The sequence below is a fragment of the Deltaproteobacteria bacterium genome, from assembly GCA_016933965.1.
Lineage (GTDB): Bacteria > Desulfobacterota > Syntrophia > Syntrophales > UBA2210 > JAFGTS01.
Genome location: JAFGTS010000001.1, coordinates 25545 through 39833, shown reverse-complemented (window position 1 = coordinate 39833; position 14289 = coordinate 25545). Strand labels below are relative to the sequence as shown.

11 protein-coding genes are annotated in these 14289 nt (G+C 54.9%); 5 read left to right on the top strand and 6 right to left on the bottom strand.

The window, feature by feature from the left end:
• Nucleotides 1-8: 8 nt before the first annotated feature.
• From JXO48_00185 to JXO48_00170, 4 genes are all read left to right on the top strand, one after another.
• Nucleotides 9-1136, top strand: coding sequence for an acyl-CoA/acyl-ACP dehydrogenase (locus JXO48_00185; GenBank protein ID MBN2282289.1), 1128 nt, complete (start codon nucleotides 9-11; stop codon nucleotides 1134-1136).
• Nucleotides 1137-1175: 39 nt separating this feature from the next.
• The gene (locus JXO48_00180; protein MBN2282288.1) at nucleotides 1176-2426 is read left to right on the top strand and encodes a thiolase family protein; all 1251 of its coding nucleotides are present in this window, start codon (nucleotides 1176-1178) and stop codon (nucleotides 2424-2426) included.
• Nucleotides 2427-2449: 23 nt separating this feature from the next.
• Complete coding sequence (locus JXO48_00175) at nucleotides 2450-3505, top strand: nitroreductase family protein (protein ID MBN2282287.1); 1056 nt, start codon at nucleotides 2450-2452, stop codon at nucleotides 3503-3505.
• Nucleotides 3506-3624: 119 nt separating this feature from the next.
• Nucleotides 3625-5199, top strand: coding sequence for an AMP-binding protein (locus JXO48_00170; GenBank protein MBN2282286.1), 1575 nt, complete (start codon nucleotides 3625-3627; stop codon nucleotides 5197-5199).
• A gap of 33 nt (nucleotides 5200-5232) precedes the next feature.
• On the opposite strand, the gene JXO48_00165 is transcribed toward JXO48_00170, so the two are convergent.
• The 5 genes from JXO48_00165 to JXO48_00145 form a co-directional block, all read right to left on the bottom strand.
• A complete protein-coding gene (locus JXO48_00165; GenBank protein ID MBN2282285.1) occupies nucleotides 5233-6675 on the bottom strand; it encodes an amidophosphoribosyltransferase in 1443 nt (480 codons plus the stop codon).
• A 4-nt stretch (nucleotides 6676-6679) separates the two neighbouring features.
• Entirely contained in the window at nucleotides 6680-9892 is a 3213-nt protein-coding gene (carB, locus tag JXO48_00160) for a carbamoyl-phosphate synthase large subunit (GenBank protein ID MBN2282284.1), read from the bottom strand.
• Nucleotides 9893-10251: 359 nt separating this feature from the next.
• Entirely contained in the window at nucleotides 10252-10893 is a 642-nt protein-coding gene (locus tag JXO48_00155) for a metallophosphoesterase family protein (GenBank protein MBN2282283.1), read from the bottom strand.
• A gap of 167 nt (nucleotides 10894-11060) precedes the next feature.
• Entirely contained in the window at nucleotides 11061-11270 is a 210-nt protein-coding gene (locus JXO48_00150; protein ID MBN2282282.1) for a dodecin domain-containing protein, read from the bottom strand.
• A gap of 124 nt (nucleotides 11271-11394) precedes the next feature.
• Nucleotides 11395-12288, bottom strand: a complete 894-nt coding sequence (locus JXO48_00145) for a universal stress protein (protein MBN2282281.1) — start codon at nucleotides 12286-12288, stop codon at nucleotides 11395-11397.
• 294 nt (nucleotides 12289-12582) lie between these two features.
• On the opposite strand from JXO48_00145, the gene JXO48_00140 reads away from it, so the two are divergent.
• Nucleotides 12583-13098 (top strand): C_GCAxxG_C_C family protein, encoded by a 516-nt coding sequence (locus JXO48_00140; protein ID MBN2282280.1) that lies wholly within the window; start codon nucleotides 12583-12585, stop codon nucleotides 13096-13098.
• Between the two features lie 60 nt (nucleotides 13099-13158).
• Here the strand turns inward: JXO48_00140 and dnaJ are convergent, their stop codons facing one another.
• Nucleotides 13159-14217, bottom strand: a complete 1059-nt coding sequence (gene dnaJ / locus JXO48_00135) for a molecular chaperone DnaJ (GenBank protein MBN2282279.1) — start codon at nucleotides 14215-14217, stop codon at nucleotides 13159-13161.
• Nucleotides 14218-14289: the final 72 nt, after the last annotated feature.

The window sequence follows — 14289 nt, the reverse complement described above, 5'->3', positions numbered from 1 at the left end:
GTGGTACCATGAGCACGTCTTTAATGCATGATGATATGAAGGCCTTTCAGGATCTTGCTCACAATTTCGCGAGCAGGGAATTGGACCACCGAAGGGAGGCGAGCGACAGATATCCCTTCGGCCCCTTTGACGATGCAGTCCTGGCAAAGGCCCATGAGCTCGGATTCCTCGGCATAACACTGCCCGAAGATATGGGCGGCATCGGGCAGGGAATTCGCACCCTCTGCGTGATCCTGGAATGCATCTGCCGGACGGATGCAAGCTGGGGCACGGTCATTTTCACCAATACGCTTGCGCAGGAACTTGTTCTCCGGTCCGGAGCGGCCGATATGCTCCGTGAGATACCGTTATCAAACAACCCAAACGATGTCCTCATCGCATTTCCCGCTTACAGCAACCCGCAGGAGCATCAGGATCTCCCCCGTGCCGCCAAAAGGGATAGTGGATATTCCCTTTCAGGCTCTATTCATTATGTTGTTCTTGCCCCGATCGCGGCACATGCCCTGATCCCGGCGAAGATCCCGGGTATGGAGGGGTATTCACTTTTCCTTGTGGACCTGTCATCCCCGAAGGTGAAAAAAAGTGACCCTGTCTTCAGTCTCGGGGCACATGCATGTCCGGCCGCCGACATCGTACTTAATGAAGCCGAAGCCGGACTGATAGGACAGGAAGGCAAAGGGCTGATCGTTTTCGAGGAAACCGTAAACATACTGTATGCCGCCGCTGCCGCCATATCTCTGGGGATCATGAGGGGATCCTTTGACCGTGCCCTGGCTTACAGCAATGAGAGGGAACAGGGGGGATGGCCAATCATCAACTGGTCAGAGATGAAAATGATCCTGGCGGATATGGCGATTCGGGTGAAGATAGCCGACATGGCAGTGGGTGAGGCCTTAAACGCGATCGAGAGGAAGATCGCCGGGTGGGACATTTACTCAAAGACCGCGGCCCTTCATGTCCAGGATACCGCCTGTCATGTGACCACCGACGGCATACAGGTCCTCGGGGGATATGGGTACATGAAGGACTACGGCCAGGAAAAGAGGTTCCGTGACGCAACGCAGATAAAGACGCTTCTCGGCATGGCTCCGCTGCGAAAGATGGACCTCATCGATCAGATCAACACCGGGCTATGACCGGAAAATGGTAACGGGATCAGGAGAGGATATTCACGTATGGCGGAAGATGTATACATCATAGGAACGGCGGCGACCAGGTTCGGAAAACACCTTGAAAAAGGGATCAAGTCGCTGACCGGGGAGGCCCTCGAGATGGTGTTGAAGGACTGCGGGCTTGAGCGACGGGATATAGAGGCGGCATGGTTTTCGAACTCAGGTTGGGGATATCATTCCTTTCAGCACAGTATCCGCGGGCAGGTGGCCCTGTCCGCCAATCAGCTCGAAGGTATTCAGATCGTCAATATAGAAAATGCGTGCGCAGGCGCATCGACGGCCCTTCACTCGGCATGGGCGGCCATCAAGGCAGGCATCTATGATTGCGTGCTCGCCATCGGGGCCGAGAAGATGTACGACAAGGACCGCGCCAAGACCATGATGATCTTCATGTCGGGAACAGACGTTGAAGAATTCACGGATTTCATTGCCGTATTTCAGGAAGAAGAGCGGTTGCGCAGGGAAAAGGAAGCAAAGGAAAAAGGCTTGGAGCTTTCCGAGGAAAAACCCGGCGGCCATTCGGTGTTCATGGACCTTTACTCCATAGGCGCCAGGATGCACATGCAGCAGTATGGCACCACACAGCGCCAGCTTGCCTGTATCGCCGCAAAGGCCCATAACAACTCGGTGCACAATCCCATTGCCCAGTACACCTTCCCCATGACCGTGGAAGAGGTTCTCGCGGACAGGGAGGTTTCCTATCCTCTGACAAGGGCCATGTGTGCGCCTGTGGGGGACGGTGCCGCCGCAGCGGTGGTCTGCAGTGAGAGGTTCCTGAAAAAACAGGGACGGGGCAGTAGCATCCGCATCCGGGCATCAGTGGTCAGGTCGGGAACGAAAACCGGGGAGAATGACATATGTGAAAGGACTTCCAGGGCCGCCTATGAAATGGCCGGCCTGGGACCTGGGGACATCGATGTGGTCGAGGTTCACGATGCGACAGCCTTCGGGGAATTGTACCAGACGGAACAGATGGGTTTCTGCCCCCTGGGAGAAGGGGGCCCTTTTGCCGAGAGCGGCGCGACCGCCATCGGAGGGAAAATCCCTGTCAATCCGAGCGGGGGACTGATCGCCCGGGGCCATCCCGTCGGCGCATCGGGGCTTGCGCAGATATTCGAGCTTGTCACGCAGCTCCGGGGCAACGCAGGCCCCCGGCAGGTTCAGGGGGCGCGGATCGCCATGGCCGAGAACGGTGGGGGTTTCCTCGGCCGGGGCGAGGCCGCAATGGCCATTCATATTCTTGAAGGCATTTGAAAGTGAACATGGGGGAGGTGGAGATGAGTGCAAGGAACGGAGTGGAATCCCTGGATACGCTGAAGAGGGAGTTCACTGAAACGGAAAAGGTTATCCTGAGCCGCAGGAGCGTGCGCCAGTTCAAGAAAGAGCAGGTGCCTGAATTCATGGTGAAAAGGATCCTCGAGGCAGGCCGTTTTGCCCCTTCAGCAGGTAACTACCAGCCCTGGAAGTTTATTGTGTTGCGTGACCTGGAGGTGATCAAAGGCATAACGGACACAGTGGTCTCTTCCTGCCGGATGGTCGGCGCAATGACCGACTACAGGAAGAAGGGCCGCGGATGGCTGCGGCCGCTGGTCAAATTCATAACCAGGATCAGGTATAACGATCTCCACCCCATGCCGTTCACGGCGATCCCCCTGGTCGCCGAAGGCAAGCTGGATCTCTGGCACGGAGCCCCGACGGTCATCATCATACTGAAAGACATCCGTGGTGCGTCCAGCCCGGAACTCGACTGCGGCATAGCGGGGCAGAACATGGTGCTTGCCGCCCACAGTATGGGTCTGGGAACATGCTGGGTAGGCTTTGCAAAACTGGCCCTGGATATGAACCCGAAATGGAAAAAGCGTCTCGGCATCTCGTACCCGTATAAATATGCAAGCAGCCTTGCCATTGGGTGGCCCCGGGGTAATCCCGATGGAATGGTCACCCGTCAGACACACCCTGTTGACTGGTTCGAGAATGGTACCCTGCGAACGATCACGTCAGGGCAAGATCCCTCGACGAGAAGATTCGGTTTATTAGACAGATTTCGTATACCCTCCTATGATGACCCCGAACAGATGGAGTTCGGCATCGTGGAAATCGATCTGGAAAAGTGTACCGGCTGCGGCCTCTGTGCGGGGGCCTGCGCAGCAAGTGCGATCGAAATGGTGGACAAGAAACCGCGGATGAAACAGGCTTCTGAAAATGCATGTGCCTTCTGCGGCGACTGTGTTGCGATCTGCAGTGTGGGAGCGATAACCATGAAGAGGCCGTTCCGCTTTAAAGGATTTTACAAGACGACCGATCATGGGGAGGACAGCCCGCCCCGGCTCTAGGGACGGTTCGGGGAAGCTTCCCGACTAAACGGGCGCCTTCATGACCGGCCATCGCCGGAGGAATGGTGCTCATACGATATTGAAAACAACCGGGCAATGATCACAGAAAGGGGAAACCAATGGCACAGGAATCATCATACTGGTCCCTCGAACTGGAAAGACAGTCAGAAGCGATCGGAGACAAGACCTTTGTGTACCTCGTATACGGGGACCGCTCCATAACGTATAAGGAGATGGATCAGAACGCGAACCGTCTTGCGAACTACCTCCTCACGATCAGTGCACAAACGGGAGACGGGCTTGCAACGCTCATGGGCAACTCTCAGCAGTTCCTCGATGTTTTCTTCGGCATCCAGAAGATCGGAATGTACGTGAATCCCGCTAATACGAGCCTGCGGGGAGAAGGTCTTGCCTTCATTATCGATAACAGCGATGCGAAATATCTGGTCGTTGACCATGACAAGGTTGATCTCTTACGAAGCATTGAAAGCGAAATACCGAAGATCAAGCATGTTATCGTGAACACGCTCGAGGCCCCACCTGATTATACTGTCCCGAAAGGGATGCTGGACCTGCGGGACGCATACGGGAAAAGCATGTCCACGGCAAAACCCGAGGTCACCTTCAGCCCGGATTCCCTGCTCCTTATCATGTATACCTCAGGCACCACGGGCCTCCCCAAGGGTGTCGTCTTCAGATACAACAAGAACCTCGTCGATAAGATAAAGCTCCTTGCCCAGATCGCCATGAAACCGGACTCGATCTATTATACCCCGCTTGCGCTGTTTCACGGCAATGCGCTTTTCGTCACGACGACACAGGTGCTGGTGGCCGGCACCACGGTTGCGCTCAGCAAGAAGTTCAGCGCGAGCCGGTTCTGGGAAGAGGTCTGGAGATCAGGCGCAACGGTTTTCAACACGATCGGGGCGATGATCCCCATACTCATGAGGCAACCTCCACATCCACATGAAAAGGATCACAAGGTGAGCCTTGTCATTTCGGCAGGATGCCCGGCAGACATGTGGGAACCCTTTGAAAAGAGGTTCAATGTCACGCTCTGGGAGGCATATGGCGCCATTGACGGAACCGGGACGATCATGAACCTGGGAAACGCTCCCAAGGGCTCTGTGGGATCTCCCATGCTGTCGGAGATAAGGCTCGTTGATGAAGCGGGCAAAGATGTCCCGGTCGGAGAAACGGGAGAGCTCCTGTTCAAGGTATCCCCGGACAAAAAAAGCACAGTGGAATACTATAAGGACATTCAGGCAACGGAGAGAAAAACAAAAGGTGAATGGGAGCATACCGGGGACTACATGTATCAGGATGACAAAGGCTTTCTCTATTTCGTGGGCCGGAAAACGGATTCCATGAGGAGGCGTGGGGAAAACGTATCGGCCTATGAAGTGGAAAAGGTGATACTGAAGAATCCCAAAGTTCAGGAGTGCGCGGTATACGGCGTGCCATCGGAGATGACCGAAGACGAGATCATGGCTTCGGTGACCCTTGTAAGCGGAGAACGGCTGTCTCCCGCAGAGCTGAGGGAGTTCCTCAGGGACAAGCTGGCCCCGTACGCGATCCCCCGTTACATCAGGATCATCGACGACTTTCCGAGAACCGAGACCTTCCGGATAAAGAAAAACGAATTGAAGGCCCTCGGCGTCACTCCCGACACATTTGATGCGGAAAAATCCTGACGAGAGCTCTCGGATAAAATAATGCTGTTGAATTCAGAAGGGGAAATGCCCGTCAAAGCATTTCAGACAGAGGTTTTTTCGCGGCATCTGAAGAGCGTTCACAAAATCATCCATACTGTTGTACTTCACGGAATCGGCACCGATCTTCCGCGCCACCCAGGCTTCCATCCTGCGCAGTTCATCCATGGAAGTAATGTCCCCCGTGGGCATGAATTCCCGGGCTAGGAGCTCGTCATAGGAGCGGGTTGAGATACCGAAGTCGCAAGGATACATCAGGGGCGGACAGGCGACCCGTACGTGGACCTCTCTGGCTCCCGCCTTTTTCAGTTCCCACACCTTATGCATGATCTGGGTCCCGCGAACGATGGAATCATCACAGAGTACGATCTTCTGTCCTTTTATGGCATAGGGGAGGACGGACAGTTTCCGTTTCGCCATTTTCTCCCGCGCGAGCTGCGTCGCCTGCATGTAGCTTCTATCGGCATACCGGTGGTAGAGAAACACTTCCTGATAGGTCACCTTTGAAAGGCGGTGGTATCCGAGGGCATGACCGATCCCCGAGAGCGGGACGGGAGCTACGATATCGGCACCGGGATGTCCTTCATCAATGTCCCGCTGGGCAAGATGCGCACCCATGTTGTTTCGTGCTTCCTGGACATAGACACCGTCGATGAGAGAATCGACGCTCGCCGTGTAGGCCCATTCAAAAGCGCAGTGAGCGGTGCGCGGTGATTCGACCTGTTTGACGGAATGAAAACCGCTGCCGTTGATCAGCACGATCTCACCGGGCCGGACATCCCGGCAGACCTGCATTCCCAGGTTCTGTATCGCCCGCGATTCCGAGGAAACGACATGCCGTTCCGAATCCATACCCAGCATCAGCGGCCGGAATCCGTAAATATCCCGCGCCGCGTAGATACCGTCCTTCGTCAGGACCACCAGGGAATAGGCCCCATTGATCTTTTCGGCAAGGGCGGCGATGCCGCTGACGACGTCCGATTCCTCTATGATGATCTTTGAGATCGTCTCGATGTCATAACTTTTGTAAAAGGACTTGCCCCGTCCCATCATTTCCTGCATCAGTTCCGCGGAGTTCATCACGTTCCCGCTGAAGGCCACGGCTATCTCGCCAAGACGGGATTGCCACTTCATCGGCTGCCGTTCCCAGAGGCTCACGTGCCCGATCCCCCAATGGCCCGTCAGGCTTCGCAATTCTTCATCGTTAAAGGTATCGATGACCTTCCCGTGGTGAGTGACATGGTTGATAAACTCCCCGGTATTATCACCGTTCTCTTCTTCCTGTCCCTTGAAAAAATCTATCTGCCGCTCCCCCTTCTTTCCGGGATCGAAGGTCGAGATACCGCAGTATTCCTGACCCCGATGCTGGAGAAAATCGATGCCCTGGTATATATCGTAGACACACTCGTTCTTGGAATATATACCGAAAACGCCGCAATTTTCACCGGTAGGCTTCATGATGTCATCCTTCTTGATAGGTAATGTCCCTGTGATATTCCTGGAGCGACTTCACGGATACGGCACGGCCGGAAACGGCACCGATCCCCTTCACGACGGCTGTTGCCGCCGCCGCTGTCGTAATGTAAGGAACCTTGTACTTGATCGCCGCCTTCCTGATATATGAATCGTCATACTGGCTCATCCGACCGCTCGGCGTGTTGATGATGAGATTGATCTCCTTGTTCTTTATACCGTCGACTATATTGGGCCGTCCCTCGTGCATCTTCAGGATCGGTTCCGATGAAACCCCCTGTCCCGTCAGAAATTCATGGGTCCCCGCCGTGGTCAGGATCTTGAATCCCAGCCGCGAAAACTCCCGCGCGACGTCGGTAATAGCACGTTTGTCCATGTCATTCACGGTGATCAGCACGGTCCCCATCTGCGGCAGGGTTTGCTGGGCCGCTTCCTCCGCCTTGTAAAAAGCGGGGCCGAAAGACTCCGCCATACCGAGGACCTCTCCGGTGGAGCGCATCTCCGGCCCCAGCAGCGGGTCCACTTCGGGAAACATGTTAAAGGGAAACACCGCTTCCTTCACGCCGTAATGGGGGATCTTCCCCGTGTGAAGATCCAGGTCGCGTATCTTTTTACCCAGCATCAGCTGGGTCGCGATGCGGGCCATGGATATGGCACAGACCTTGGAAACAAGGGGTACCGTCCGGGAGGCCCGTGGATTGGCTTCCAGTATATAGACCGTATCATTGAAAATGGCGTACTGAATGTTCATCAGGCCCACCACGTCAAGTTCCCGGGCGATCTTACGGTTGTATTCGTAGATGGTGCTGATATGATGCTTGGAAAGGCTCGTGGGGGGGATCACGCAGGCGGAATCGCCGGAATGAACACCGGCGAACTCGATATGTTCCATAATTGCCGGGATGAAGGCATCGCTTCCGTCGGCAATCGCGTCGGCCTCGCATTCAATGGCGTTCTCAAGGAACTGGTCGATGAGGATCGGCCGTTCCGGGGTTGCATCGACAGCCGCCGCAAGGTAGCGCCTGAGCATCTCTTCATCGTAGACGACCTCCATTCCCCGCCCGCCCAGCACATAGGATGGCCTCACGATCAGCGGGTAGCCGATCAGGTTCGCGATCTCCAAGGCTTCATCGATATTACTCGCCATGCCGGACTTGGGTTCCGGTATGCCCAGTTTCTCCATCACCTTTCTGAAACGATCACGGTCCTCGGCCAGGTCGATGGCTTCCGGGGACGTTCCGATAATGCGCACTCCCGATTCGGCCAGTTCCCCGGCGATGTTGAGCGGCGTCTGCCCGCCGAACTGGACGATCACTCCCTCGGGTTTCTCCTTCTCGTAAATGCTCAGAACGTCTTCCAGGGTGAGCGGTTCGAAGTAGAGCCGGTCCGATGTATCATAGTCCGTTGAAACCGTCTCGGGATTGCAGTTTATCATGATGGCCTCGTAGCCTTCATCTTTCAGCGCGAACGCTGCATGAACACAGCAGTAGTCGAATTCGATCCCCTGTCCGATACGGTTCGGCCCGCCGCCGAGGACGATGATCTTTTTCCGGTCCGAAACAGAAACCGCATCGGGGGCATTGTAGGTGGAGTAATAATAGGCCGCGTTCTCGACTCCGCTCACGGGGACGGCGTGCCACCCCTGAACCACACCAAGTGACTTTCTCTGTTCCCGTATTTCCCGTTCTGAAATACCCAGCAACCCCGCGAGATATTTGTCCGCGAAACCGTCCCGTTTCGCCCTCGTGAGGAGTTCGTCGGGAAGCATCTTCCCCCTGAACGCGATGATCTCTTCCTCCAGTTCCACCAGTTCCTTCATCTGCTCGATGAACCAGGGTTTGATCCGGGTCTTTTTATACAGTTCATCGACGCTTGCTCCTTTCCGGAGCGCTTCATACATGATGAACTGTCGTTCGCTCGTGGGCCTCGAGAGCATGCCCATCAGTTCGTCAAGCCCCCGCTTGTTGAAATCCTTCGCAAAACCCAGTCCGTATCGATTGATCTCAAGGGACCTGATCGCTTTCTGGAAGGCTTCCTTGTATGTTTTACCGATACTCATCACCTCCCCGACGGCACGCATCTGCGTTCCGAGAACATCGACGGCGCCGGGGAACTTTTCAAAGGCCCACCGGGCGAATTTCACGACGACATACTCCCCCGAGGGCGTATACTTATCCAGCGTTCCTTCCCTCCAGTAAGGGATCTCGTCGAGCGTCATGCCGGCGGCGAGCATGGATGAAACCAGGGCTATGGGAAATCCGGTGGCCTTAGATGCCAGCGCGGAAGAGCGTGAAGTCCGTGGGTTGATCTCTATGACCACGATACGCCCCGTTTCCGGGTCGTGAGCGAACTGAATATTCGTTCCGCCGACGACCTGAATGGCCTGCACGATCCTGTAGGAGTACTCCTGCAGTTTTTCCTGAAGTTCAGGGGCGATGGTGAGCATGGGCGCCGTGCAGAAGGAATCACCGGTATGGACCCCCATGGGATCAACATTTTCGATAAAACAGACGGTTATGATCTGATTCCTGACATCGCGGACGACCTCAAGTTCCAATTCTTCCCACCCGAGCACCGATTCCTCCACCAGGATCTGACCGATCATGCTTGCCGATATGCCGCGGCTGGCGATGACTTCCAGTTCTTCCTTATTGTAAACAATGCCGCCTCCCGTCCCCCCAAGCGTATAAGCGGGCCGGATCACCACGGGATATCCCAGTTCTTCGGCGATCCCCTCGGCCTCCTCCACGGTGTAGGCCGGTTTGCTTCTCGGTATGTCGATACCGAGGTTGGTCATCGTTTCCTTGAAGGCGATTCTGTCTTCCCCCCGTTCTATGGCGTCCGCGTTGACCCCGATGATCTTTACGCCGAATTCCTCGAGAACGCCCGCCCGGGACAACTCCAGGGTCAGGTTGAGACCGGACTGCCCTCCCAGGTTGGGAAGGATCGCGTCGGGACGCTCTTTTTCAACGATCTTCTTCAAAGATCCAACATTCAGGGGCTCAATATATGTCACATCGGCAGTACCAGGATCGGTCATGATGGTTGCGGGATTGGAGTTCACAAGGACAATCTCATAACCCAGTTTTCTCAATGCCTTGCATGCCTGTGTGCCGGAATAGTCAAACTCGCATGCCTGGCCGATAACGATGGGACCGGAACCGATAATCATTACCTTTTTTATGTCATTACGTGCTGGCATATCTCTCTACCTTCTTCATCAGAGACTCTTTTGACGGACGAAAACTACCTTACGCAAAATCTGTGCGAAAAAACAGGCAACAAAGAAAAACTCAGTCAGTAAGGAGCGTACATCCCGGGACAAGGAATAGGATGGAATATACGTCTTGACGACGGAACAGCCACTCAAAGGGGTTTCAAGAGAACCGTCTTTTCTGAGCGAGGGGAGTATAGGGAAGTCACTTTTTTGTGTCAAGATGTAATGTTATGAGGAAAGGAGGAACCGGTCGCAACAGTGTCATCAACTGCCCTTATCTACTTGTTAATACGTTATATTATTGGAATTACTTTTTTTACCGCCCCACCTCCTTCACACCGGGATCAACCGAGCAGATCCGCCTTTGGCCGGGCGCCCGGCGTTATATCGATAACGGCACCCGCGCCCCCCCTGCCCACATTGCAGTTGACCACCAGCGTCTCACCGAGTTCCGCGATCCCCGCCCGCTCATGGATATGGCCGCAGATGAGAAGCCGGGGCCTGCAGGTCAGGACCACGTCCCTGATGCGCCGGCACCCGGCATGGAACACTCCCAGAACCTCATCGAGGATGCCCCGCGGCGGCGGGTGGACCACCAGCACGGAATCGCGGGAAAGACGGGAAGTGATCTCGTCGATAACGCCCTGCTCACGGAGACATAGTCGGGTGCTGAACGGAACGGGTACGGTTCCTCCGATGCCGACGATGGGCACGCCGTCCACCGCCACCTCGCGCAAGTGAAGTGAGGTAAGATTGGAATATTTGGAAAACAGTTTCTCCGTACGCCTGAGGTCCGTGTTTCCCCGAACCGCAAGGACGGGAACGGGCATCCCGTTCAGGTAACTGAAAACACGGTCCGCTTCTGTGTAATTGGTAATGTCCCCGGCGACAACGAGCACATCCGCATTGACAGTGTTCAGCGTCTCCCCTATCGTTCGAAGCCTTTCGGCTCGCCCGTGAATATCCGCGACGGCATAGATGCGCATGAGCAGCCTCGTGTACGTTCTTTTTGAATTCTCTATATGCGCAGAGGCATCAAGAAATCAAGCGTTCGTTCAGCCGGTGGAACGATGAGCAATAAGGCACACCCGTCCCTTTGTCTAAAAGGAAACGGATGAAGCTGGGCGCCGCATATGGACTTTTTACTAAGTCGTCACTTTTCAAATTTGAAAGAGACGCTTATCCTCGCCCGGTAGCTCTGGATCTTTCCGTTTTCAATTGTCAAATCAAGTTTGGTGATTTCCGCGATCCTGAGATCGTGAACAGATTCTGAGGCTACTTCAACGGCTTTTTTTGCCGCGTCTTCCCATGACGTATCGCTGGTTCCCACCAGCTCGATCACTTTATAGGTGCTTCCAGGCATGATTCCCTCCTTGTTGAAGAACAGGTTTGACGGCACATGACGGGCCGCCTGTTTATATTCCGGGAACCGGGTGGCCCCTGTTCCCGCCGGATCGTTCACCTCCTTTCTTCCCCCGTTGCAGCGTCTACAAACGCCGCAGGGCTTCCACAAGACCCATCCCCTTGCCCTTTTCCTTGACGGCAAGCAGGGGTACCGTCGTCTCCCTGATGAGTTGCTCCGTCACGCTTTCCATGAGAACCCTGGCGGCTCCCCTTCTCCCTCTCGAGCCGATGACGATGAGGTCTATGGTGTATTCACTGACGACCGATTCTATCGCCCGGTAGGCCTTCGTATCTTCTTTGAACAACGAGGTCACCGCGACGGTATGCTGATCGAACCGGCCGAGAAATTCGACGCACTTTTCCCTGGCGTTGCGGTGCATGATCCGGCTGAATTCCTCGTAACTCTTCCCACGCTTGTAATAGCCGAGAGGGACATGGAACACATGTACACAGAATACTTGCGAAATTGAATGGGCGGCGGCGAATTCCATCGCCATCTTCATGGCGTCGGCCGAATTCTCTGAAAAATCGATCGGCACCAGTATGTTCATGTCCCGGGCACGCGTACGGGACGGTCGTGCCTCCTCGGGAACGAAGAGCACGGAGCACTGGGCTTTCCGGGTCAATCGCACGGGCAACGTTTCCTTTCCGGTAAAGGTCCCCCGTATTCTTCCCACAATGATCAGGTCCACCTTTTTTTCGCTGAACAGTTCCAGCATTTCCTTTTCAACCCGCGGGCCATCCTCGATCAAATGGTAATCAAGCATTACATCGGAGGGGCCTCGATAAAAACTGCCGACGGCCTCCTTCATGTGATCGAAATACCATGATGCCGGGTTGTCGATCGTGCTCCCCACATGAACAAAGGTGATCATCCGGGACGACACGAGGCTGCTGACAAGGGATGCATACCGGATCTTCGCCTTATCCCTGGCACTGAGGGTAAGGCCCACCATGAGATGGTTGAAGTGATACATGACTTATTACCGTCCTGGTGGCTTGTTTCACTCTGAATATGGATAAGGGTGCGGCAAAGCAGGCTGAAGGCGGTGAAACTTTTCGTTCTCTGGAGAAGATCGGTGTGAATGAGAAGTATGTTCATTATCCGATTCAAATCGATTCCTGTCAACACATAATGTGGCGGGGAATGTTACCGAATCCCTTTTGAAGCGGCCGTGAAATGTGGTACAAGAACGATGCGTTCATGAGAACCCGGGCAATGAAGCCGTTATCGAGCCGGGTCACCTGCATAAAAAGAGGAGGCAGCCCCTATGACGGAGAAAGCGAAAGACCGTGCGGAAAAAGCCTTTGAATCAGCCATGAACTATGAAAAGCGCTGTACCGGGTGCGCACAGACCTGTATCGCCGGCATTTTCGACGCCCTGGACATCGAGAATGATGATGTGTTCCGGAGTGCCAGCGGACTTGCCGACGGTCTCGGATTGACGGGCGACGGAAGCTGCGGCGCTCTCACGGGAGGTGCCATGGTCATCGGCCTTCTTTTCGGAAGAGAAAAAAAAGATATTGCCGACATGATGAAGCCCATGCGTTCCTATCTCCTCGTCAAGAAGCTCCACGACAGGTTCGTCGAACGCTATGGAACATGCCGATGCTATGATGTTCAGCGGTCACTCATGGGACGGACATTCAACCTCTACGACCCGGCCGAGCTCGAGGCGGCGCTGAGGGCGGGAATGATAGGGCACTGTTCACGTCTGGTGGGGGAGGCGGCCCGGATGGCGACGGAAATCATTCTCAGTGAATGGGAAATGGAAAAGGATACATAACCACGGGACGGTTTTTCGGAGCGCCGGACCCTTCGGGGCACGCCAGAACGCTTCCGGTTTCTATAATTCGCCGCGAAGCTTGGCAAATTCCTTCAGCAGCTTTTCTTCTTTTCGCCCCAGATCGGTGGGAACCTGTATAAATGCCTGAACGACCTGATCGCCCCGTCCGAACCCCCGCAAATGGGGGATACCCTGTCCCTTGATCCGGAAGAGTCTTCCGTGCTGCGTTCCCTTCTGTATCTTTATTTTTTCATTACCGTTCAGGGTGGGTACTTCCACGGTTCCACCCAGTGCGGCAACGGCCATGGGGATCTGCAGCCTGTAGATGATATCGTCGCCGTCCCGCTCGAAATTGGGGTGAGGTTGAACATATATAAAAACGTAGAGGTCTCCCCGGGGACCGCCGAAATTACCTTCCTCCCCTTCCCCCCTGAGCCGAAGTCTCGACCCGCTGTCCACACCGGGAGGTATTTTGATATGGAGCGTCTTTTTTACCGCCGATCTTCCCAGGCCTCCGCAGTTCCTGCAGGGATGCTCGATGATACGCCCGGTGCCTCGGCAATGCGGGCAGGTCTGACTGATGCTGAAGAACCCACTTGATTTCGTTACCTGTCCCATTCCCCGGCAGGTGGGGCACACGACTGGTTCCGTTCCCTGTTCGGCACCGGAACCGCCGCATTCGATACAGCCCTCATATCGCTCCAGTTCGATATCCTGTTCAACACCGAAGGCGGCCTCAGTGAAGGATATCTTCAGGTCATACCGGAGGTCGGCTCCCTGGCGCGGAGCGGTGCGGCCCCGGGTCCTGCGCGTCCCGAATCCGAAAATGTCTTCAAATATGTCGCCGAAGCTCGAGAAGATGTCCTCAAATCCCGTAAAGCCCCGATATCCGGTCCCCCGGAGACCTTCGTGACCGAAGCGGTTGTAAATATCCCTCTTTTCATCGTCACTGAGGACCTCATAGGCTTCAGCGGCCTCTTTGAACAGTTCCTCCGCTTCATGGTTTCCGGGGTTTCGATCGGGATGATACTGAAAGGCAAGCTTCCTGTAAGCCTTTTTTATCTCATCTTTGGATGCATCTTTGCGAACACCGAGTATTTTATAGTAATCGTTTTTCATTGGCGACAACGCTCATTTTTGCAGTGGACGACGGACGCAGATAAACAAAATTAAGTTAGTAACGGTTCAGCG

Bases quoted from the DNA above. Each gene is read 5' to 3' on its own strand.
- JXO48_00185 (MBN2282289.1), top strand. From the start codon at position 9: ATGAGCACGTCTTTAATGCATGATGATATGAAGGCCTTTCAGGATCTT.
- JXO48_00180 (MBN2282288.1), top strand. From the start codon at position 1,176: ATGGCGGAAGATGTATACATCATAGGAACGGCGGCGACCAGGTTCGGA.
- JXO48_00175 (MBN2282287.1), top strand. From the start codon at position 2,450: ATGAGTGCAAGGAACGGAGTGGAATCCCTGGATACGCTGAAGAGGGAG.
- JXO48_00170 (MBN2282286.1), top strand. From the start codon at position 3,625: ATGGCACAGGAATCATCATACTGGTCCCTCGAACTGGAAAGACAGTCA.
- JXO48_00165 (MBN2282285.1), bottom strand. From the start codon at position 6,675: ATGAAGCCTACCGGTGAAAATTGCGGCGTTTTCGGTATATATTCCAAG.
- carB (MBN2282284.1), bottom strand. From the start codon at position 9,892: ATGCCAGCACGTAATGACATAAAAAAGGTAATGATTATCGGTTCCGGT.
- JXO48_00155 (MBN2282283.1), bottom strand. From the start codon at position 10,893: ATGCGCATCTATGCCGTCGCGGATATTCACGGGCGAGCCGAAAGGCTT.
- JXO48_00150 (MBN2282282.1), bottom strand. From the start codon at position 11,270: ATGCCTGGAAGCACCTATAAAGTGATCGAGCTGGTGGGAACCAGCGAT.
- JXO48_00145 (MBN2282281.1), bottom strand. From the start codon at position 12,288: ATGTATCACTTCAACCATCTCATGGTGGGCCTTACCCTCAGTGCCAGG.
- JXO48_00140 (MBN2282280.1), top strand. From the start codon at position 12,583: ATGACGGAGAAAGCGAAAGACCGTGCGGAAAAAGCCTTTGAATCAGCC.
- dnaJ (MBN2282279.1), bottom strand. From the start codon at position 14,217: ATGAAAAACGATTACTATAAAATACTCGGTGTTCGCAAAGATGCATCC.